General features: G+C 35.4%; 14 protein-coding genes, 1 tRNA gene and 1 pseudogene. 1 reads left to right on the plus strand and 15 read right to left on the minus strand.

Going from position 1 to position 22570, the window contains the following annotated elements; all coding sequences use genetic code 11:
* Nucleotides 1-37: 37 nt before the first annotated feature.
* Nucleotides 38-114 (plus strand) — tRNA-Arg (locus tag CALHY_RS09190).
* 111 nt (nucleotides 115-225) lie between these two features.
* On the opposite strand, the gene CALHY_RS09195 is transcribed toward CALHY_RS09190, so the two are convergent.
* The 15 genes and pseudogenes from CALHY_RS09195 to CALHY_RS09265 all read right to left on the minus strand — a co-directional run bounded on the left by CALHY_RS09195 (nucleotide 226) and on the right by CALHY_RS09265 (nucleotide 22463).
* Nucleotides 226-900: a M48 family metallopeptidase gene (locus tag CALHY_RS09195; RefSeq protein ID WP_013403684.1), complete on the minus strand. Its 675-nt coding sequence runs from the start codon at nucleotides 898-900 to the stop codon at nucleotides 226-228.
* Between the two features lie 4 nt (nucleotides 901-904).
* Entirely contained in the window at nucleotides 905-4114 is a 3210-nt protein-coding gene (locus CALHY_RS09200) for a type I restriction endonuclease subunit R (RefSeq protein WP_013403685.1), read from the minus strand.
* Nucleotides 4104-5405 carry a restriction endonuclease subunit S gene (locus CALHY_RS09205; RefSeq protein WP_013403686.1) on the minus strand — a complete coding sequence of 434 codons (1302 nt, stop codon included), beginning with the start codon at nucleotides 5403-5405 and terminating at the stop codon, nucleotides 4104-4106. Before CALHY_RS09205 ends, CALHY_RS09200 begins: the two co-directional genes overlap by 11 nt.
* 114 nt (nucleotides 5406-5519) lie before the next feature.
* Nucleotides 5520-7569 (minus strand): annotated as a pseudogene (locus tag CALHY_RS14120) (N-6 DNA methylase).
* Nucleotides 7570-7713: 144 nt separating this feature from the next.
* The gene (locus CALHY_RS09215) at nucleotides 7714-8745 is read right to left on the minus strand and encodes a nicotinate phosphoribosyltransferase (protein WP_013403687.1); all 1032 of its coding nucleotides are present in this window, start codon (nucleotides 8743-8745) and stop codon (nucleotides 7714-7716) included.
* Nucleotides 8746-8795: 50 nt separating this feature from the next.
* The gene (locus CALHY_RS09220; RefSeq protein WP_013403688.1) at nucleotides 8796-9545 is read right to left on the minus strand and encodes an energy-coupling factor ABC transporter ATP-binding protein; all 750 of its coding nucleotides are present in this window, start codon (nucleotides 9543-9545) and stop codon (nucleotides 8796-8798) included.
* A complete protein-coding gene (locus CALHY_RS09225; RefSeq protein WP_013403689.1) occupies nucleotides 9542-10333 on the minus strand; it encodes an energy-coupling factor transporter transmembrane component T family protein in 792 nt (263 codons plus the stop codon). Before CALHY_RS09225 ends, CALHY_RS09220 begins: the two co-directional genes overlap by 4 nt.
* 6 nt (nucleotides 10334-10339) lie before the next feature.
* On the minus strand, nucleotides 10340-10660 hold the full coding sequence (locus CALHY_RS09230; RefSeq protein ID WP_013403690.1) for a PDGLE domain-containing protein: 321 nt from the start codon (nucleotides 10658-10660) through the stop codon (nucleotides 10340-10342).
* A 21-nt stretch (nucleotides 10661-10681) separates the two neighbouring features.
* Nucleotides 10682-11335, minus strand: a complete 654-nt coding sequence (locus tag CALHY_RS09235) for an energy-coupling factor ABC transporter permease (RefSeq protein WP_013403691.1) — start codon at nucleotides 11333-11335, stop codon at nucleotides 10682-10684.
* Nucleotides 11336-11578: 243 nt separating this feature from the next.
* Complete coding sequence (locus CALHY_RS09240) at nucleotides 11579-14011, minus strand: glycoside hydrolase family 2 TIM barrel-domain containing protein (protein WP_013403692.1); 2433 nt, start codon at nucleotides 14009-14011, stop codon at nucleotides 11579-11581.
* A gap of 138 nt (nucleotides 14012-14149) precedes the next feature.
* The gene (gene uxuA / locus CALHY_RS09245) at nucleotides 14150-15241 is read right to left on the minus strand and encodes a mannonate dehydratase (protein ID WP_013403693.1); all 1092 of its coding nucleotides are present in this window, start codon (nucleotides 15239-15241) and stop codon (nucleotides 14150-14152) included.
* A gap of 30 nt (nucleotides 15242-15271) precedes the next feature.
* Complete coding sequence (locus CALHY_RS09250; protein WP_013403694.1) at nucleotides 15272-16891, minus strand: mannitol dehydrogenase family protein; 1620 nt, start codon at nucleotides 16889-16891, stop codon at nucleotides 15272-15274.
* 47 nt (nucleotides 16892-16938) lie between these two features.
* The gene (locus CALHY_RS09255; protein WP_013403695.1) at nucleotides 16939-19020 is read right to left on the minus strand and encodes an alpha-glucuronidase family glycosyl hydrolase; all 2082 of its coding nucleotides are present in this window, start codon (nucleotides 19018-19020) and stop codon (nucleotides 16939-16941) included.
* A 59-nt stretch (nucleotides 19021-19079) separates the two neighbouring features.
* Nucleotides 19080-20609, minus strand: a complete 1530-nt coding sequence (locus CALHY_RS09260; protein WP_013403696.1) for a response regulator transcription factor — start codon at nucleotides 20607-20609, stop codon at nucleotides 19080-19082.
* 15 nt (nucleotides 20610-20624) lie between these two features.
* Entirely contained in the window at nucleotides 20625-22463 is a 1839-nt protein-coding gene (locus tag CALHY_RS09265) for a cache domain-containing sensor histidine kinase (RefSeq protein ID WP_013403697.1), read from the minus strand.
* Nucleotides 22464-22570 lie beyond the last annotated feature (107 nt).

Here is a 22570-nt window from a genome sequence, read left to right on the forward strand (position 1 = left end):
TCAAAATGTTGTATTATATTGTTTGCAAAAACGTTGTGCGCCCGTAGCTCAGCAGGATAGAGCAATGGTTTCCTAAACCATGTGCCGGAGGTTCGAGTCCTCTCGGGCGCACCAGTGAAAAGTAAATATCTTTAAGTAAGCAAAAAACCTGTGCTACGAAGAAAGCTAAGTCTAAAAAATGGTCAGCACAGGTTTTTGTTTTATGTAAAGTAGTGAGCTTAGTCCCTATAAAGTTAGCAAATACCCATTTTTCTTCAGCCAATCCTCATGTTTTTTATAATCAGGCATGAGAAGTTTTACCTTTGTCCAAAAACTTTTTCCATGATTTTTCTCTTCAAGATGGACAAGCTCATGAACAACCACATAGTCTATTACAGACAGCGGTGCCATAATAAGCCGCCAAGAAAAGTTCAAGTTACCCTTTGCAGAACAAGAACCCCATCTTCTCTGTGCATTTGTTATATTTACCTTGTTGTATTTAAAACCTCTTTTTTGAGCCCACCAGTCTACTCTCTCAAGAATCTTCTCATAGGCAGCTTTTTTATACCAATCTATGAATACATTCTTTGCTTCTGGCAAAGCACTTCTTGAGAGATAAAACCCATTTTCGAATTTGAGCGGGACATCTTGGTTTTCAACTATGTGCAGTTTATAATACCTGCCAAGGTATAAAAATCCCTCTCCGCTGACAAATTCTTTTGGCAAGGTTTTGGGATCTCTTGCTTCTATCTCTTTCTTTCTCTTGTCAATCCACTTTCTATGTTTTTGAATAACATCCCATATTGTTTTTTCATCCACATTGATCGGAGCTTTGACTATAAGTGTGCTATTTTCTGTCATTTGCAAAGCTATGTTTTTTCTATTTGAGCGTATGATTTTTTCAATTTTAATGTCTACCATAATATCACTTCCTAAAATGATGATAAGCAAGCTCTAAAAGTCTTTGAGCTATTTCATTTCTCTTGTTGAATATATTTTGACCGGAAGAATTAGAGATATATACTGCAGTTTCAGTTTTAACTCCATCATGGTTGTTTTCATACATAGCAGGTGATATTTTTTCAAGCAAATGTGAAATTATAAAGAATTTCAACTTTCTTTGTTTTGTTGCACTTTCCCAAAAATCAACAGCTTGAACCTCTCTGCTTATTAATTCTACCAAATCTCTTGTTGTGCTAACAAGAAAATCTATTTCGCTCTCAGAAAGTTCACTTACAGGTTTTTTCCCAAATATTCGGTCTTTTAGCAACCCAAAAAACGGCATTTCTTTCTTAGGGTCAAGCCCATAAGTCTGTTCTGCTTCTCTCCCTTTTTTCAACTCTTCTCTTAATTTTTCTAATTCAATACATTGAGCATCCCAATTTTCTTTGTATTCTTGAAGTAACCTCTTTAGTCTATCTGAAAACCTCTCATAAAGTTCTGGGTCTTCTTCCCAATGCTCATCAATATACTCAATTATCGCATGCTGAAGCTCTTGAGCTTTTGCCTTGCTTGATTTTTTGTGAAGTTTTTCAAGGAATTTGTCTTCAAAAAGTGGAGTAGGTGGTACTTTGGGATCTATTCCCTGAGAAATCAGGTATTCTTCCACAATTTCTCTTATTTTATTGCTTGCATCTTTTATACTCAGCTTATCATCTCTGTATCTATTTCGCGCGGATTCTTTTATGAAGGCAAGAATTTTCAAGTCAGTAAGGTATCTTAGTGCTGCAGGGTCAGGAAGAACCTCGTCCATACAACGGTTAAACCATCTCACAAGAGCTATAAATTCATTTCTGACCTGCTCATCAACAAGAATGTCAATACATTCATCTACATTCTGGCGCCAGTTTCTAATGCCATATTTTTCAAAAAACTCTTCAATAAGATTGTGAACATACTTTAGCTCATCAATGCTTTTTGCTTTGTTCTTTACAACCTGTGAAATTTCATCAATATCTTCATCTGCGTAAATAGCCAGCGCCTCTTTTAAATGTTTCAAAACTCCTACATAATCTACAACAAAACCACAAGACTTATTTTTATATACTCTATTCACCCTTGCAATAGCTTGCAGCAAGTTATGTCCTTTAATCACATTATCAAGATACATAACCTGCTCCACAGGTGCATCAAAACCAGTTATCAGCATATTTTGAACAACCAAAATACCAACATTGCCACTGATACCATTTTCATCCACTTTGTCAAATGGAAGTTTAAAACTTTTGATTATCCTTTCGTGCTCATTTGGATCAGTATAAGGACGATACTCAGGTGGGTCATTCTGAGCTCCTGAAATAACCACACCAACCTCTAACTTTTTCAATGTTTCTAAATCTATTTTTGAATTATTTTCTTTTTCCAATTCAGAAATCTTTTCTTTGAGAGCCTCTTCAAGTGCTTTTTTATATCTTATTGCAGCAAGACGTGACACTGTAACAACTTGAGCTTTAAATCCATTTGGGAATATATGAGTTATATAGTGCTCTATCATATCTCTGGCTTTGTCGCGGATTACCTCTTCAGCTTCAAGATATGCTCTCCATGTGAATCTTCCCATTATCATTCTTTTTGTATCTTTATCAGCGTCTTTGAAAACATCTTCAAACTTTGCATTTGCTGCCTCTTCATCGGTAAGCTCTGCGCTATGGACTCTTCCTTCATATACAATCTCAACAGTCACACCATCTTCAACTGCCTGCTTTATGCTGTACTTGTCTATGTAATCGCCAAATGTCATCTCGGTCTTTTCTATAGGTGTACCTGTAAATGCTATTTTTGTTGCATTTGGAAGAGCTTTTCTTAAATTTGCACCCAGCAGCTTGTATTGGGTTCTGTGTGCTTCATCTATCATTATTAGAATATTAGGTGATGTATTGAGGACAGGAAATTCTCCTTTTAATTCCCTCTCTTGAAATTTATGAACCATAGCCATGACAAGTTCGGGTGTGTCAGTTTTTAAAAGTTCTTTAAGCTCCTGAATGCTTCTTGCTAAATTAACAGTAAATCCAACACTTCTTGATGTTTCATTTAACTGCTTTTCAAGATCTCTTCTATCTGTGACAAAAACAACTTTGTAGTTTCCAAACTCAGGATTGTGATAAAGCTCTCGAACCATAAACATCATTGTCAAAGATTTACCGGAGCCTTGTGTATGCCAAACAATTCCTCCTCTTTCGGTTGGTGTTTTGCCCTCTTTTAACCTTTTTATCATCTTCTTTACTGCTCTAAATTGCTGATATCTTGCAACAACCTTTATCATTTTGCTCTTTGGATCTTCTTTAAAGATGGTGAATGTGTGAAGCAGATCAAGAAGGTTTTCTTTTGAAAGCATCCCATGAATTAAAACCTGCTGGCTTGTCACATTTCCATGTGGATTTACGCTTGACAGCGAAAAAGGATAAGGGTCTTTCCACTCAACAAAGTGCTCATACTCTGAGGTTATTGTGCCATACTTTGCAACCTGATTCGAGGTAGCAACCATAAAGAGGTTATACCAGAAAAGCTTTTCATTTCCCTCAATTGTGCCACGTCTGTTACAATAGCGCATAAGCTGAGTAATTGCTTCAGAAATTGGGTCAGCAACTGCTGGAGATTTGCACTCAACCACTACAAGAGGCAAACCATTTACAAAAAGAACTATATCGGGAACAATATGTTTTTCAGTCCCCGTTATATTCACTTTAAACTGTGATATAGCAATGAATGAATTATTGTCCGGATTTTTAAAATCAATAAACTTAACAGTTGGGCTTTTTTCTCCTGTTTTTCTATTTTCAGAAACTGAGGTGTTCTCTAAAAGCAAGTCGTGGATTTCTTTATTTGCCTCTAAAAGAGAGTTTGACTGTGGTGTTGTAATTCTTCGAACAACTTCACTTATTTGGTCATCTTCTATCCATGGGTTTATTCTCTTTAAAGACTCCCTTAAAACTCCCTCAAGGATTACTTCTTTAAAGCTTTCTCTAAATTTTTGGCTTTCACCATATTCAGCTTCTAATGAAGAAGTGAACGATATTATTTCTTTTGTATCCTCAGGGTTATCTTTGTTTTGTCTATAAATCTTCCATCCAAGCCTTTGAAGCTGAAAGAGGAATGGATTTTCAACATAATGTTCTTCATCCAATTTAGTTACCATCTTTATTTTCCTCCTCAATAAGATGGTTTACTCTAACTTTGCCTGTTAGCAAATCTTCCATTAAGCCTTTTTTGATTCTTTCAAGTTTTTCCTTATAGGCTCGCTCTTTTTCTATGGCTTCATCTATTTGAGATAAAATTGAAGCTATGCGTTGTTGTTCGGGGATGGGGGGAATAAAGATTACTAAACTTTTAATATCTTTTAATACAATTCTCTTTAATACACTTCCACCTATTAAGATATCAATTTGTTTTTTAATCTGTTCTGTCTCCAAAGAATATTTGAGATAATATGAATCTAAACAATTTGAAGGACGTATAATAGCAATAGAAGACAATAACACCACATTTCTTTCCCCACTGAAAACAAGAGTAATTCCAACTGTCCCATCTTTTGTAAATAATACATCTCCGTATTTTGGATTGCATTTATTAGAAACTAATTTCTTGTAATCTTTTGGTGAGATTTTTTTACATGTTTCAAACTCAATTTTCCCATTAATTATGTTCTCAATATTTACTATATAATATTCACTATTTTCAACCGGTTGTGGTGAATAGTGAGAACCATCTGTTATCATAATAGTTATCTCACGGTGATCTAATTTACAAATTTTCCACTCTTCAGGAATCCTACCAAGCGGTGAATCCTTGAATTTATCAATATTCTCATCTCTCAACCTCCACCTCTCACTTTCACCTTCACCCTCACTCACCACTCCTTTAGTAAGCAAATCTTGCATCAAACCTTGCTTTATGCGTTTGTACTTTTCTATAATAGCGTCAGTTTTTTCAATTGCATTATCAATTGTCTCAAGTATTTCAGCGATTTTGCGTTGTTCGGGGAGAGGGGGGAGAAGTAATAAGAGATTTTCAAACATGGGGAGTCTTAAAGATTTTACTGTCGTACCAACTGCCCAGTTAGCTAAAATTCTGTTGAACTTATGCATTGCATAAAACAGGTATTCCCCACTTAATACACTTGAAAAATCAAAAATGGCATAAGCTCTTTGATGCAGGTCAAACTTCCCACAATAATATTTAGGCAAAAATTCCGTCCCTTCTCCCGGAACAATTACGGCTTCTTTATCAAATAAATACCTGTTGCTTCTTTTTATCTCTCCAGACCGATCAAAAAATAAATAATCGCCTGTCTCTGCGGCATCCTGCACATTACTGTTTCCTGTCTTAATTTTTGCAATATCCCCCAATCTTACCACTTCCCACTCTTCTGGAATCCTTCCAAGCGGTGAGTCTTTGAATTTATAATTTTTTCTACTCATGCCATCCATTTCTCATCAATCCCCTTGTTGAATAATCTTTCCTACAAATATACTTATTGTAATCGCCCTAATCGCCAACTAAATTCCAACAAATCGCCAACTTATAAGCAATATGTTTGGTGTTTAGACTCTCTCATAGTATCCAAGTTCCTCCAAAAATTTATTTAACCTACTGACTTCCTGCTCTCGTTCCTTTAAAAGATGTTCAAGAGACACATGATATTTATCCCAAAGCTTTTCAAAAATCTTTATCAGTTCTTTCTTCTCTGCATTTAAATACTTGTCAAGTTGATTGCTAATTAATTCAAAGAACTTTTCGAGTAATAGCTCTTTTGCTTCTTCTTCAGTAATAGATTCAATCTTTTCATCTATCTTATTTTCAATTTCCTTTTGCTTTCTGCTTATCTCACTTCTCACCTTTTTAATTTCCTTTTCTTTTTGAACAATATTTTCTAACAAATCTTCCCATTTTTTTGCTTCTCTTCTTGCAGCCTCGCTGTCTTTTGATCTTAAATCTTTAACCAAGTCCTTCAAAAACTCTTTGACTTTGCTTGCAGTCTTATCTCCCTGCTGCTCTTCATCCCAATCTTCAACTTCTTCTAAAAGCTCACTTAAATCTGCTTCGAGTTCTGCAAGCGCACTTTCAAGTTCTTCCATTTCTTCTACATCTTCTTTAAAATACCTTTCCTTAATCCTTTCTCTTTCAACCAAATTCCTATTCCAACCAGCAGAAACTATACTTTTGAAATCATAAACAAGCTCTTCCCACCAATTTGCAAATATGCCCGCTATTTTGAACTCATCAAATGTTCCAATTGGCAATAAGCTATCTTTCAATTTTTCCAAAGCTTCATTTCTAAACTTCCAAAGATTGTTTTTGCCGTAAAACTGTTCAATTTCAGTCCTTACAAACTGCCACCACTCCAAAAGTTTTTCTTTGTGTTTTTCTATTGTAACTTTCACTTCAGTGCAATTATCAATCAGTTCCCTAATTTGATTTCTGTCAGTAATGTCCTTTTTAAACTCCAAATAATTTTCACTCTTCTCTGCCAGCAAAATATCATAGCTCAAGTTAAATTTCCTCAACTGTTTTTCATACAGCAATACTTCTTTCTTTGGTACACCACCAAAAAGATGTGCACGAACATCTTCGATTTCAGGATCTGGAGAATTGTCCACATAACGCCTAATATTCAGATTAAAATCGTTTTCTTCTATCTCCTTTATATCAACCAACCTGGAGTATTTAGGTATCTCTTTCTTTTCATCAAACACTGTGACTATTTTTTCTATGTCCTCTGGTCTCAAGAAATTCCGATTTCTACTTTCTCTATACTCTCTATCAGCGTTAATAAACAAGATCTTATTCATCATTAATGCCGTGCAAAATCATATTCATTTTGCATATAGACCATGTCAATCCATTAAGTTCTTGACCATAAAGTGCTAAGTTTCTTGGGTTTTGTCCTTGTTCCTCAACGTAGTGGAATGCCTCAATCAAGAAACCACCAGAGCCCACAGTTGGGTCATAAATCGACATACCCTCACGGGGCTTAACCAACCTTACCATCAATTTTTTAACATGTGATGGTGTATAAAATTCTCCTCCTTTTTTACCAGCTGAATCGGCAAATTCCTTTAGCAAATACTCATAAGCAGCACCAAGTAGATCAGGAAATTCAAAGTTTGAAGGTGTTAGTTTATACTTGTTGAAATGGTTAATAAGGTCAATAAGTTGCTGATCTTTGAGTCGGGTTTTTCCCTTTACTGCATTAAAATCTATATGTTTCAAAACACCATCAAGCTCTGGATTTGCTTCCTCTAAAGCGCTCAGAGCTTTATTTAGCTGATTTCCAACATCTTCTTTTAACTTTAAAATATTTTCCCATCTTGCCTTTTCAGGGACAAAAAAGGCATCACCATAAGAGCTTGGATCTTCTAATAGTTCATGTATTTGTTTTTCAGAAAATCCCATAGCTTTAAATCTATCTTTTAACTCCTGTCTTTTTTCTTCTAAAACATCCGAGGTATATTTTAGAAAAAACATACCAAAAATATATTCTTTATACTCAGAGGCATCCATCTTACCTCTGAGTATATCAGCTGCTTTGAAAAGATGTGTTTCTAACTGTCTTAAGGTTATTCTGTCGCCAGCTAAATCAACCCCTCCGATTAAACTTTATTGACACAACAAATTTTTCATTATAATCATTTTATTCTTTGTTATCCATTTTACCAATTACCAAATTATTTTTCAATCAATTCAATCTGTGAGAATTCCCAATTTATATAACTTTGAATTTGGTATACATAGAAATCACTTCACCCTCTTTAGCCTCTTATTTTCTATAACTCCAGGAATTCTTCCTCTTTTTGCAATAGGTTTGCCGTCAACCTCTTTTACATCCATCGTCATATCAATCGGTGATGCAGAAGAGATATAGCTTCCAACACCAAAAGCATCTGCTCCCGCTTCTGAAAGTATTTTTATTTTTTCAGGATCAAGTCCGCCGGACACAAAAATTTTGACATGCTCAAATCCTTCTAAATCAAGCCTTTTTCTTACCTCATAGACAAGCTCAGGTGTAACCCCGCCTCTTTCACTTGGCGTGTCAAGTCTTATGCCATACAACTTTTCTTTTAGCACTTTTGCAACATCTAAAGCTTCTTGAGCTTCGTCCTTAAAAGTATCAACAAGAATGATACGTGGTGAATCTTCAGGTATTACCTTATCGTACGCAATCGCAACCTCCTCTGTAGAACCTACAATCAATATTGCGGCATGAGGAATTGTGCCAGATGCTGAAATTCCCAATATCTTTGCTGCCAATATGCAGCTTACCCCATCAGCGCCGCCCACTTTCGCCGCCCTTTCCATTACAGGCGCAACAGATGGGTGTATATGCCTTGCACCAAAACATAAAATGGGCTTTTGTCCCGCTGCCTCTTTGCATCTTCTGGCTGCTGTTGCCCATGCTGATGAACTTGCAAGTATACCAAGAATAGGTGTTTCATAAATTCCAAAGTCTACATATCTTCCTTCAATTCTCATTACAACCTCTTTTGCAGAAAAGTTTTCCCCTTCTTCAAGAGAATACACCTTGCAATCAACATCTTTTAAAAGATTTAAAACTTCTGGAAGACCACAAAATATCCCTTCTCTTCTTGCAAAAATTTCAGCTTTAACATAGGCATCCTCTCTTTTAAGGTACCTCAAAACCTCAAGTGTTTTTATGAAGTATATATCTGTAGTCAAACCCATTTTAATCTCTTCATGTTGGGCAGAAAAAAATAATCTTTCATTTTCGATTTTGAATTTTTCCACATCATCAAGTCTACTAATCCTCATATGGTCTGCTCACTTCCTTTAAAAATTTTTGTTTTAGTAGCCCTAACATCTCAAACCTCAAATTCTTCATCTATGACCTCAGCTTCAATCAAAAGATTTTTATCCTCTAAAATCTCTTTTGTAGTGCCAATCTTCAGTATTCTGTGGTCTGGTGAAAGCAAAATTGTATAGTCAGCCAAGCGAAAAAGCAAGTCAAAGTGGTGCGTAGAAACAATTAGAGTTTTTCCAACATCTTTGAGCTGTTTTAAAATCCTTGCAAAAAACCTTATGCTTTTGGGGTCAAGGTCGTTTGTTGGCTCATCAAGTATTAAAACCTCCGGGTTATTTGCAAGTATTGAAGCAAGCGATACTCTTTTTTTCTCCCCACCGCTTAAAGTTAGTATATCACTTTCAAGTAAATTATCAATACCTATAAACTTTGCTACCTCCAAAACTCTTTTTTGGATTTTGCTTTCATCATTCATAAACTGCCTTGGGCCAAAAGCAATCTCATCAAACACAGTAAGATTAAAAAGCTGAAGTTCTGTCTCCTGAAACATATAACCTACCTTTTTGTAAAATCCGTTTTTGAAAAGCTCATCAAAAGAAGTTTTATCAACTTTTTTATCATAAAAGTAAAGCTCTCCTTCAAAATCAAGTATGATTCCAGAAAGTATTTTCATTAGCGTAGTTTTTCCACTTCCGTTGCAACCTACAAGCGCATAAGCCTTTCCTTTCTCAATCTCAAAGCTTGCACTATCAAGAATGGTTTTGTTGTTTACCCTGTATGTTATATCTTTTCCCCTGAACACTGCGCTCATCTTAAAATCCTCTCCAAAATACTCATAATAATTAATGAAAATACCACCAAAAGTTCTGAGATAGTGACATCAAATCTATACACAGATTTAATATTCTCAGATGAAAAGCCGCGCGTTTTCATGGAGATATAAGTAACCTCTGAAATATACATGGTCTTTTGAGCAAAGGCCTTTATCATAGATTTTACAAAATCTAATCTATTCCTTGATACACCCACCGTCCTTATCTTCTTTGCGAACAAAATATCTGTAATTGTGTGCAAAAGTACAAAGATATTCCTTATCGTGAGCTCAACAAGCCATATGAATTCTTTCAATCCCCCAAAAAAAGAAAAAGGCTTAAAAAGCCTGTCAATTCTTGAGTTATATATTACAACCTCACCTGTCATTATAATGATACCTGTCTTTAAAACCTGCAAAATAGCTGGCATAATATTCTTTGTTATTAGCATATAAGGAATGCTTATGATAAATGTAACAAGCGGCACAAACCCCCAAGATGAAACAATCAATGCCTTGATATCAGCTTTTGATATTGTTGCAGCTACCAATACAAAAGTAAAAGCAACTGCTAAAAACAAAATACTATCAGAGATACTCACCAGTAAACTAAACCATATTAAAAACAAAAGTTTTGCCCATTCGTCAATCCTTGTAAATAAACTTTTGTTTCTTTTGAAAAACCACTGAGAAACTTTCAAGTAACCAGAAAGACTCTTTTCCACATATCCTTCTTTTGCAACTTTGATTTCAACGTTATCTTCTTCTCTCAAAAAATCTGGCAGCACTTTATCTTACTTCCTTTCAGTCATCAAATGTTTTAATAAGAAAAATATGGCGAATATAACCCCTATTCCTATAAGTGCTGATAAAATATAGCCAATATACTGGTTGTGAATAAACTTAACTGAATAGCCATCAAAAAGGTCAAATTTATAAACCTCAGCATACTTTTTTAATCCCTCAGGCACAAACCCCAGCATCTTCTTTATTTCTTCCTGAGTCCACTCACCAAACGCCGGGTTTTGCGTCAAAAGCCCAAGCGGGGTCAAAATAGCAAGGGCAAACAGAATTATTAATATCGTTTTAAAGTTTTTACCAACGCCCTTTTTCATAACATAAACCACCCCTTTAAATTACTTTTTTATTTTAGCAAAATTTTTTAAAGGTGAATACAGCAAAACTGTCAAAACTGCTTCAACCACCCCAACAATCAAAAGGTATGGAACCATCATAGCAGGAATGGTTGTTTTTAAGTCGTACATAAAATATAACGGTTTTCCTGCTTTTGTAAATAAAATTGGTTGAAGTCCAAGCTCAACTGCCGTCAAAAGTGCAGCCACATTTGTTGAAATGTATGTGCTTATAAACATTCTCACCTTTTCATTCTTGAGGTTAGCTATTTTTAAAAGGCTGTCGACAAAAATGGTAACCAGCGGAATAGCAATGGCCATATTAAACACATTTGTTCCAAGTGCTAAAATTCCTCCATCTCTGAACAAAAGAGCTTGAATTATCAAGACCACTGTAGATGCTATGATTGAAGCAAACGGCCCGAACAGATAAGTTATAAGCGGTATTCCAGTAATATGAGCAGAACTGCCACCAACTACCGGAAAGTTGAACATCATAACAATAAATGTAAATGCTGATGCCACTGAAAGATGAACAAAGGTCTTTTCATCAACTGATTTTTTAAACTTTGCAAATGCAAAGCCAACTGCTGCTGTAGATGCAGCATAAAATGTAGCACAAGTTTGCGGACTTAAATAACCATCAGGAATGTGCATTTGTACCTTTCCTCCTTTTTTTAAAGTATTTGTGAAAAAATAAAAAAGCCCACGAAAAGCTGCTTACTTCAGCCCTTCGTGGGCTTTGATTCAGATATTTTGTTCTTTTAGTAATCCCTATTTACTCTGTCGTTTTTAATTTTATCATATAACTCGATTACTGAGCAATACTTTTTGTTGAAAGGCAATTATACCCAAAATATACATTTAACTAAATTAGAAAAAATTGATAATTAAATCTCCTTAGATGCACTTTACAAAAACTTGTGCACCATCCAATCCTTCTGCCCAAGCTTTCAATTTAAATTCTCCTTCTTTGCCAATGCTCTTTACTATTGCCAGTGCTCGTCCTTTATAAAGTTTTCTCTTTCGGCTAACAAATGGTTCTCCCGATAAAGGGTCAGCAGTTCCCAAAGCAACAAGTTCGCCAACACCTTCAACTTCTACAACTATTGTGTTATCTGCGAAAACAACCTCTCTTCCCTTTCTATCTACTGCCATTATTTTTATATAGCACAAATCGCCATAAGAAGAGGATATAACTTCTCTATCAGGCACCAATTTCAAGGCTATGGGCTCACCTGTTGTTTCTATTCTGTCCCTGCCAATCTCTCTACCATCTTTAAACGCTATTGCTTCTATCACTCCAGGTTCATAAATTGTGTCATAAACCGTTTTAAACTGAGTATTAATCCCGGCTTCTTTTCTTCCCAAACTTCTGCCATTTACAAACAGCTCAACCTCATCTGCATCTGCATAGACATGTATAGCCACCTTCATTCCTTCATATCCAGGAAAAGTGTAGTTTCTTTCGACCGGTTCCCATGCCCAGGGTTTAAAGTATAGTTTTTTGCCATAAACTTGCGGTGGAAGTATTACAATATAAGGGTCTTTTCTATTTCCCCAAACAACATCTCTATAATACGATTGAGGACGTTTTTCACCACAGATATCAATATCACCACAATTTGCTAAAAACCATGGATAAGACCCGCAAAAAGATTTGAGATCATCTACTTCAATACTTACCCTGCCAAGACCTGCTTCGCCCAAATAATCAATAGCCGTCCACACAAAATCACCTATAACATTTGAATTTTCTATTGTTTGTTTCCAGTTTTTAAAAAGAGTATATGGATAAGTTTCTGTGCCACAGATTACTCGGTCAGGATATTTATACCTATCGTATCCATATCTATCTACTTTATAGTTATAACCAACTACATCCAGAAATCTTGAAAACTTCTCTGAAAACTCGCCCCATTTATCTTCAATAACATCTGCTTCTTGTTTAAGCATTCTAATTACATAGTTACCTTCTTCAATTATAGCAAAAAGCCTTTTATAATCATCCGGAATTGCGCACAGTGCCGCTGTTACTAGCCTTGATGAATCCAAACTTTTTACCTTTTTAGCTAATCGCTCGCACCAGGTGTATATTGAGTAGCTGCTATCGTCATCAACATCAACTCCAACTCCCCATGTAATCTCGTTTCCTATTGACCACATTATTATCGAAGGATGATTATAGTCCCTCATTATGGTGGACTCCAAATCTTCTTCCCAGTACTTGTCAAAAAATAGATGGTAGTCAAAGCTAACCTTGCCAGCATGCCACACATCAAAAAATTCTTCTATCACAAGCATCCCTAATCTATCACATGCATCCAAAAAAGCTGGAGCAAAAGGATTATGTGCAAGTCTTACCGCATTGAATCCAGAAGCTTTTAAAAGTTCTACTTTTCTCTCTTCTGCTCTGTCATAACTCGCACTTCCAAGTGGTCCGTTGTCATGATGAATACAGCCACCTTTTAATTTTAATGGCTTACCATTTAATTTAAATCCTTCCTTTGGATCAACTGAAATTGTCCGAATACCAAACAATGTAGAAGCACTATCTTCAATACTCTCATCACAAATAATAGTTGCTTGAATTTTATAAAGATATGGGTCTTCTATATCCCAATATTTAAATGGTTTTAGTTCTAAGGTTTTGGCAATTACCTTTTCTTCATTTTTACCAATCAAAAACTTCTCTTCACTGCTGAGAATTAGTTTCTCATCTTTTGAAAATACATCAAATTTTATTACTCCTTGAACTTTTTCATTAACACTGTTGACAACAACAGCTCTTACTTCTAATTTTGCAGTTTCATTTTCAATTGCTCTGGTTTGAACATGCAAATGCCATGGTTTTATATACACCTTGCCACCAATGTGTAGCCACACGTGTCTGTATATGCCACAACCTGCGTACCATCTTGAGCTTGGCTTATGAGTATTTTCTACACGCACAATAATAATGTTCTTATCATCAAACTTGACATGCTTTGTTATATCAATTAGAAAACTTGTGTATCCATTGAAGTGTTTAGCAACTAACCTACCATTTACAAAAACCTCAGCTATACCCATGATTCCTTCAAACTCAAGTATTAAGTTTTTGCCTTGCCACTCTTCATCTAAAATCAATTCTTTTTTGTAATACAAACTGCATCCCGCAGTATACCCTTCACCGGCACCTGAGGGATTGGCCTCACTTCTTTCTTTTTCAATTACAGCATCATGTGGCAGATCCACCTTTTTCCACTCATATTCTGAACTTGTTAAGTTTAATACATTTGCAAAACCAAGCTCAAGATATTCCCATGACCTGTCCAAATTTATCTTCTGCATTTTTGAAACTCAAGAACATCTTGAGCCGCTTCAGAAAAGCAGAGGCTCAAGATGGCTGGGGTATTTATAGTCCGCCATATAAAAGCCTCCCAGCCCCAGCAGGCGGTTTTCGGGAGAAACCTTTCTCTTTTCTTCTTACTACTTCTTCTCGTTTCTTGATATCTTGTCAATTGCCTCCCACAACCCGTTCAAATACGCAATGCCAAGGGCTCTGTCATAAAGCCCATAACCAGGTCTTCCCTTTTCGCCCCAAATCATCCTCCCATGGTCAGGTCGCATATACCCGTCAAAACCTATGTCATATATAGCTTTCATAATCTCAAACATGTCAAATGAGCCATCTGTCGACAGGTGCGATGTTTCATAAAAAGACCTCTCACCTGTAAATTTTATATTTCTCACATGCAAAAAATGTATTCTTCCCATCTTACCAAAATACCTTATAAGCTCCGGAATATTGTTTTCCCTGTTTGCTCCAAGCGACCCTGTGCACAAAGTCAACCCATTGTACGGACTGTCAACCGCTTTTAAAAACTTTTCTATATTTTTCTTGTTCGTTACAACTCTTGGAAGACCAAAAAGTGACCAAGGTGGATCATCTGGATGTATTGCCATTTTAACATCGCACTGCTCACACACAGGAATTATATTCTCCAAAAAGTAGATAAGATTTTGCAAAAGTTTATTCTCATCAACATCCCTGTACATCTCAAATAAGCTTTGCAGCTGTTTTAGCCTGTAGCTCTCCCACCCAGGAAGAGAAAATCCTTGTGAGCCCTTTTCCATGCTTTTTACAAGTTCATCTGGTGTAAGGTTTTTGAGCATCTCATGGTTGTATTCCATTACCTCAGAACCATCTTCAAGCTTTTTTGCAAGGTCTGTCCTCAGCCAGTCAAATACAGGCATAAAGTTATAGCATATTACCTTTACTCCCGCTTTTGCTAAGTTCCTTATGGTCTGCTTATAGTTTTCTATATACCTATCTCGACTTGGAAGACCAAGTTTTATGTCTTCATGGACATTTACACTCTCTATTACCTCAAATTTAAGCCCTGCATCTTCTACCATTCTTTTTAGCTCAAAAATCCTATCTTCCGGCCATACCTCTCCAACTGGAATATCAAAAAGAGCTGTCACAACACCATATATACCTGGAATCTGCCGTATATACTCAAGTGGAATATTATCATCATTTGGGCCAAACCACCTAAATGTCATCTTAAAACCCATTTTTCAAGCCCCTTTCTTTTTTAAAATCTTTTAATTTACATACTTTTGCAAGGTCTTTTTAACAGCTCCAATGCCTTGTATCATCTCTTTGAAATACTCAACCACCCTCTGAGACAATCCCACTTCAAATAAGTCAACCCTGAAAATAACCTCATTAGTTAGAATTGGCCTTAGCTTTTCTTCTAAATTTTCATACTCTCTGCCAAGTTCTATGCCATCAAGATGTTTTTTAAGTTCAGGTAAAAGTGGGTCCGGGCTTGGGTCAAAAGTTTTCCCTTCATCGTCAATGCACATCAAATATCTCAGCCACCCTGCTATTACAAGAGGAATGTACTTAAGGCCTTTTACATCTAAATCCGGGCTTTCTGCATATGCTTTTATAGTCTCTCCAAATCTAATTGGCATCTTTTGTGACGTGTCTGTTGCAATCCTCTGTGGTGTATCAGGTATATAAGGATTGGGGAACCTTTCTTCTATCACTTCCCTTATATACTCCCTCGGATTTATTATCTTCGGGTCAACAACAACCTTCAATCCCTCATCATATCCTATCTTCTCGATAAGCCTTTTTAAATGCTCATCTTTTACCTCTTCATAAATTGTCTTGTACCCAAGCAAACAGCCAAATATAGCTAAAGCCGTGTGAAGAGGATTCAAACATGTCTGAACTTTCATCCGCTCAGAGTCCTCTACTGTCTTTCTATCTGTCATAAACACTCCTGCTTTCTCCAGTGGCGGTCTTCCATTTGGAAAACTATCTTCTATTACAAGGTACTGAGCTTTCTCTGTATTGACAAACGGCGCAATGTATGTATTTTTCGATGTGCAAATGATATTCATATTCTTCAGTCCATCTTTCTCTAAAAGTTCCTTTATTCTCTCCGACGGCCTTGGGACAATCTTGTCTATCATGCTCCATGGGAAACTAACCACAGATGAATCGTTCAAGTATTCAACAAAATCCTCTTCAACAAAACCTCTTTTTGCCCACTCTTTAGCTATTTGAAGTATTGAACTTTGCAGCTTTTCACCATTTTTAGAACAGTTGTCAAGGCTTACATACGCAACTGGTTTTCTGCCGCTTTTGTATCGAACATATGCCAAGGCTGCAACCTTGCCCATCGAACTTTTTGGACTTTGCGGCCCATTTTCTATATCTTCTTTTACTGCAGGCAGATAGTCTCCTTTGAGACCAAATAAATTGTATCCCTTTTCTGTTATTGTGAATGTCACCAGCTCAAGAGTGGAACTTTCAAAAATTTTACAAAGTCTTTGCCAGTCTGCTTCAAAGCTTTTATCACACTTTAGCTCTTCTGTAATGCTCGCAATTACTCTTTTCTCTAAATTGCCTTTTGCATCAGATGTCACAACCAAACAAAGATTGTCATAAGGTTTGTATATCCTGTCTATTATCTCATAGTCAAAAAGCTCTACTGCGATTACTCCCCTGTTAAGTTCTCCTCTTTCAATTAAATTCTGGGCTATTGCTGCAATGTATCCTCTAAAGATGTTGCCTGCTCCAAAATGCACCCATACAGGATTTTGGTAAGTAGCATTTTCTATTTTTTCAACGTCAAATTGAGGCAACACAATATTGGCTTTTTGCCATAAATCTTGTTTCGATATATCTTTTTTCTTCAGCTCAAACATCTCAACTTCTCAACCTCGCTTTCTTTCAAAAAATATTCTATTTTGTCTTATGGATATATTACTCTTCCCTTTTCATCAGGTATTCCTGTCTTTCTATAAAAATATGTGTTGATAACATCTCTCCATTCTATTGCATGCTCTTTTTGCATCTTTAATCTCTCATATACTCTGTTGAAAATTTCATCATCAATCTTTCCTCTCAGGTCCTCCCATTTTTTTATAAGTTCATCTACCATCTCAGCTCCTTCAAAGTGAGAGTCATACATAAACTGTATTAGTGTCTTTCCATTTTTCAGCCTAAAATCATACGGCACTCTGTGGAAAAATAGAAGAAGTTCTTCAGGACATTTATTTATATCATCGAATATTTCCTGCCAGGGCTTATGATACTGCAATGTATAACCTGTTCCTCTTGAAGTTCTGTCAACCCCAATTGCTTTTGTGTCTGCCCGGTGATACGTTCCCCACTTTGAATACTCATACCCTTCTGGGTTTGGACCATAGTGATGACCTGGATTTACCATCCAGCCAAGCCCAAGCGGCGTTGTATATTTTTCGTAGATTGCGTGAGAATTAAGAAGCATCCATAAAATGTTGTCAACCACTTTTTTGTCGTCTCCAAATGTTAAAATGGTCCACTCTCTTGCTATATCTTCAATCTTTCTGTCCGGGTCCCACGCAAGTTTTCCAAACGTCCACAGATTCGCCTGCGCAAGGTCATGACCTGTCCAGTTGATGCTATCCCCGATATTCGAAACACCTGCAAATCCTGCATATTTCATTCCAAATAGACTTCCATCCACTATTCTCTTTACGTACGAACCTTTTCCTTTGCAATATGTGTCAAACTCTAAAATCTCTTTCCATAGCGTTCCTAAGTAGCAAAGATGAATTTGCTGCCCCGTATATTCTTGTGTTATTTGAAACTCCATCATCTGGTTTGTCTTTTCCATAGCGCCAAAAAGAGGTGAGACAGGTTCCCTTACCTGAAAATCCATCGGACCATACTTTATTTGTAAAATGACATTTTCAGAAAACTTCCCATCAAGAGGCTTAAAGTTGTCATATGCGGCCTTTGCCCTGTCTGTCTTTGTATCTCTCCAATCCTGCAGGCAGTTGTAAACAAATGCACGCCAGATGACAATTCCACCATAAGGTAAAAGTTCTTCTGCAAGCATGTTTGCCCCATCTGCGTGCGTTCTACCGTATACATAAGGTCCTGGATTGAACTCAGAATCGGCTTTTACCAAAAATCCACCAAAGTCTGGTATGTAGCTGTAAATAGTTTTTACAGTGTCCTTCCACCACTTTTGAACGTTTTTGTCAAGTGGGTCTGCAGTGTCAAGACCTCCTATGTAGATAGGGCTTGCAAAGTTTATGCTAAGGTAAAGTTTTATTCCATAGAGTCTGAAAACTTCTGCTATTTTTGAAAGGTCATTTAGATATTTGGGCGTAATTAACCATATGGCCTTATCTCTTACATTCACATTATTTATTACAACACCGTTTATTCCAATTGAGGCAAGAAGCCTTGCATAATCCCATATACGTTTATAATTGCGTTTTATTCTACCATTTGTAAAAAATATTGATTTGCCCGCGTATCCTCTTTCAATACTTCCATCCATATTATCCCAATGGTTAATAATTCGTAACGAGGCCTTTGGATTTTCTATACAATTGAGTTCTTTTAATCCTGTTTTAAGTCTAAATTTGTTTATCAAATGAAATGTCCCATATATTATCCCTTTTTCACTTTTTGATGCAACAATAATGTATTTTCTCTTATTTTCATCTATAACTTTTATTAAAAATCCTTCCTCTCCCACTGCTTCCTTTTCAACCTCGGTTATAAAAATGTTAAGTTTTTCATTTGTCACTTTGCCTAAAATAATTCCACTGTCCATATAAAGATTCACAGAATTGCTGAGTCTCGGTTCAGTTCCAAACAGTGCACCTAAAGCTTTTTTTAGCTCATTTCCTGCATTTTGAAAATATATATTCTTCTCCAACAACACTATCTGTTCCAAAAATTTTTCGACTTCCTGGACATATTCTTTCTTCTCTATAGGTTTATAAGAGAGCCAACACATAGAGTATTTTGGGTTACTGCTACTTAATAAAATCATAGCAAATCACAACCTCCTGCAGATTTTTAGAAAACGATTTCTAAAAATAACATAGAAAATTAGTCTTCATTGACAGATACAGAATTCCTAAATTTGGAAGGGCTTTTCCCTACATACTCTTCAAATTTTAATGCAAAATAGTCAGGGTCACTATAACCCACTTCTTTTGCTATTTCATAAATCTTCTTATCAGTCATCAAGAGCAATCTTTTTGCATTTTCAATACGTACAAAATGTAAATATTTATTAAACGGCATATTAAAATGTTTTTTGAACATCCTTCCTAAATATATAGGATTAATATAAAACTGTTGGGCTATGCTTTTTATTGTTAAGTCTCTGTTGTAGTTTTCTTTTATAAACAACTCTATTTTCTTCATAAAGCTCGAGCCATTAAATTTTGAGTTCTGGTCAATGCAATTTATCACCTGGTCTAAAATTTCCATGACTTTGGAAATGAATTTGCTTTTCTGTATGTCTGTCCTAAATATAAACTTTATACTATCAGTTTCGAATAACTGGTATACTTCAAAGTAATCTATTATTTCAAGCACAGCAAAGAGAATATAACCTTTTATTACTTCTGGTGATACTTTATTGTTCTGGCACTCATCGAAAAACCTTGAAAGTTTTACATTTATATCTTTAAATCGCTTTTCTTCAATTAGTCTTATCAGCTCTTTTGAAAGTTTTTTATCCTCAAGGTAATGTTCAAATTCCCCTATCTCTGATGCCTCAATGACACCACTCTTTTCGTAAAATTGGGCAAAGTTGAATTTTCTAAGAAGTTGTTTATACAATGTATGTATCTTCTGGCTAGATACATACTCCTGCACAATTATTGCCTGCAAATTTAATAGACTTCTTATCTCGTCAAAAATCTGTTTAACTAAACTATTTTTCTTATCCCCTTGAATGGTGTTTACTACAAAAAGTAAGTTAAAGTAACTATCCCAATAACATTTAATCTCCATACCTTTGTCCGAATACTTAGTATTTACACTTTTTTCTGTTTCCATTAATTTTTCATAAATGGCCAAATCATCTTCATATTGAAAAGCTTCCTGTTTTGAAATTCCAAGATATTTTTTCACTCCATCTTCACTACTACTTACAAGATAATCATCATTTTGTATCTCAAGAGCTTTTATAAAAGCTGAGTTCCTTCTCACATATTCAAATAATTCTTTCTTTTTATAGTCTTCCTTTTCGCTTGATATCCTCGTTTTTATCCTCTCTAATGTTTGCATAAGCTCATTCTCATCTATAGGTTTTAATAGATAATCATTTACACCATACTTTATAGCTGCCTTTGCAAATTCAAACTCATTGTACCCACTGATAATTATTATTGCCGGTTTGTTTTCAAACTCCTCTGAAACTCTTTTTATCAGCTCAATTCCATCCATTACTGGCATTTTTATATCCGTTATTATCACATCTACTTTCTCACTTTTGAGGATATCAAGGGCTTCCTGACCATTTCCCGCTTCATATGCAATTTCAAATCCAAGCCTTTCCCAATCAATAAGTTTAATTATACCCTTTCTCATGAATATCTCATCTTCAACCAAAAGAATCTTTATCATAGTTACACACCCTCACTATATTTTATGAACAAATGCTGGCAATTCTAAAGGAAGTTTAATAACAACCTTTGTACCTTTCTTGATAGAACTTTCAATATAAAACTCAGCATTGTCGTTGTAGTACAGCATTAATCTTCTGTAAACATTTTTAAGTCCAATACTTTTATCATATAATGGATTGTTAAGATTAGCATAAAGCTCTTCAAGCTTTTTCTCGTCCATCCCTATCCCGTTGTCAGCAACTTCTATCATTAACTTTATACCCTCTTTTTTTACTCTAACCATTACTCTACCACTGTCTTCTTTTTCCTCTATACCATGTATACATGCATTTTCAACAAGCGGCTGAATTGTCATCTTAGGAATTAAACAGTTTTTAGCATCTTCTTCTACAAAAATTTCATATGTTAACTTTTCACCAAATCTGTATTGTTGTATTTTTAGAAAATCTTCTACAAAATTGATTTCTTCCTGAACTGTGGTTATATCATTTCCCCAATAAATAAGCCTCCTTAAGGTCCTTGTTAAATACTTTATTATCTCAGCCGTCTCCAGTTCGTTCTTTAAAACAGAACGCATTCTTATAGAATCCAGTGTGTTGAAAAGGAAATGTGGATTTATCTGACTCTGAAGCGCATTTATCTCTGCCTGCTTTTTTTCAACTTCAAGTGTCTTCTTTTGAATCTCAGAAAGCATTTCCTTCTCTATTAGTTCCTTAAGTCTTATCGTCATATTGTTAAACTCTCTTATCAGGCTACCAATCTCATCGTTCCCTTCCTTACATGTCAGAATCTCGAAGCGCTGCTTTTTAACCTTTCTTATATGTCTTTCCAAAAGCTCTAATCTATTTGATAAGGAAGAAGTTATAAGCCTTATCAAAAAGGTTGCAAATATCAAGCTCAAAAGCGAAATAAGTAATATAAACTCGATAGCCCTGTATATTTCTCCCATCATATACGAGCGCGAAAATACTCCTACCAGTTTCCATCCACTTAAAAGAGTTATATCCAGATTATTTACAAATACATACGACCCTTTTGTCACAAATTTACTCGCTTCAAACTTTACAAATGGCTTGGTAAAGATTAGATTATTGTATGTATGGGCTGCAATTATTCTGTTGCTGCTGTCCAGCAAGTAAATCTCTCCGCCAAACACCTCAAAATTTATGGAATTGAAAAAGCTTGAAAGATAAATGTCAATTTTGGCTATTTTGGTATATTTACTATTGTTCCCTGTTGACGTGCTTCTTTGCTCGTATTGATTGAGATTCCTTATCAATGATACATATCCTTCTTCTCCACTTACAGTGTTTTCGGTGGTAGGTATTACAATTATTCCCTGTTGATTATTAATTACTTTTTCATACCAATCCTTTACTTCCTGATAGTTTAATTTTCTATAACCATCACTATTCAAAATTGTGGGATTGTTTGTATATATTGTAACGCGAGCAATATTTGAATACACATTTCTCCCCTGATATATCCTATTTCTTAAGTACTGAACATAATTTGAGTAAAAATCTTCCATTCCCTGATAATCAATATCAAGCATATCATTAAGCAAATCATCTGTATACAATGTATTTGAATATAATATAGCCTCATCAATTACCTTTTTTACATTAGTATTTAAGATACTGAAGGCACTTTTTATCTGATTTATTTTCTGCTGTTGAAGATTCTTTACAATGAAAATGGTAAAAATAAAATGGCTCACTATTGTGGGGATTAAAACACAGAGGATATATACAAGTAGCAGCTTTTTTCTGACAGAAAGATTATCTAATTTATCAAGCAGCCTTTCTTTTGAGAATTCAAAAAATTTTTTTAGCACTTTGTTCCACCACAAGCTTTATATCTCCTAAGTTTAATTATATCATAATACACAAGAATATTAACTGTATTTATTTACCCATAAAAAATAAATCAAAGTGGGCGAATTTCACCCACTTTACG

The sequence above is a fragment of the Caldicellulosiruptor hydrothermalis 108 genome (assembly GCF_000166355.1).
GTDB lineage: Bacteria > Bacillota > Thermoanaerobacteria > Caldicellulosiruptorales > Caldicellulosiruptoraceae > Caldicellulosiruptor > Caldicellulosiruptor hydrothermalis.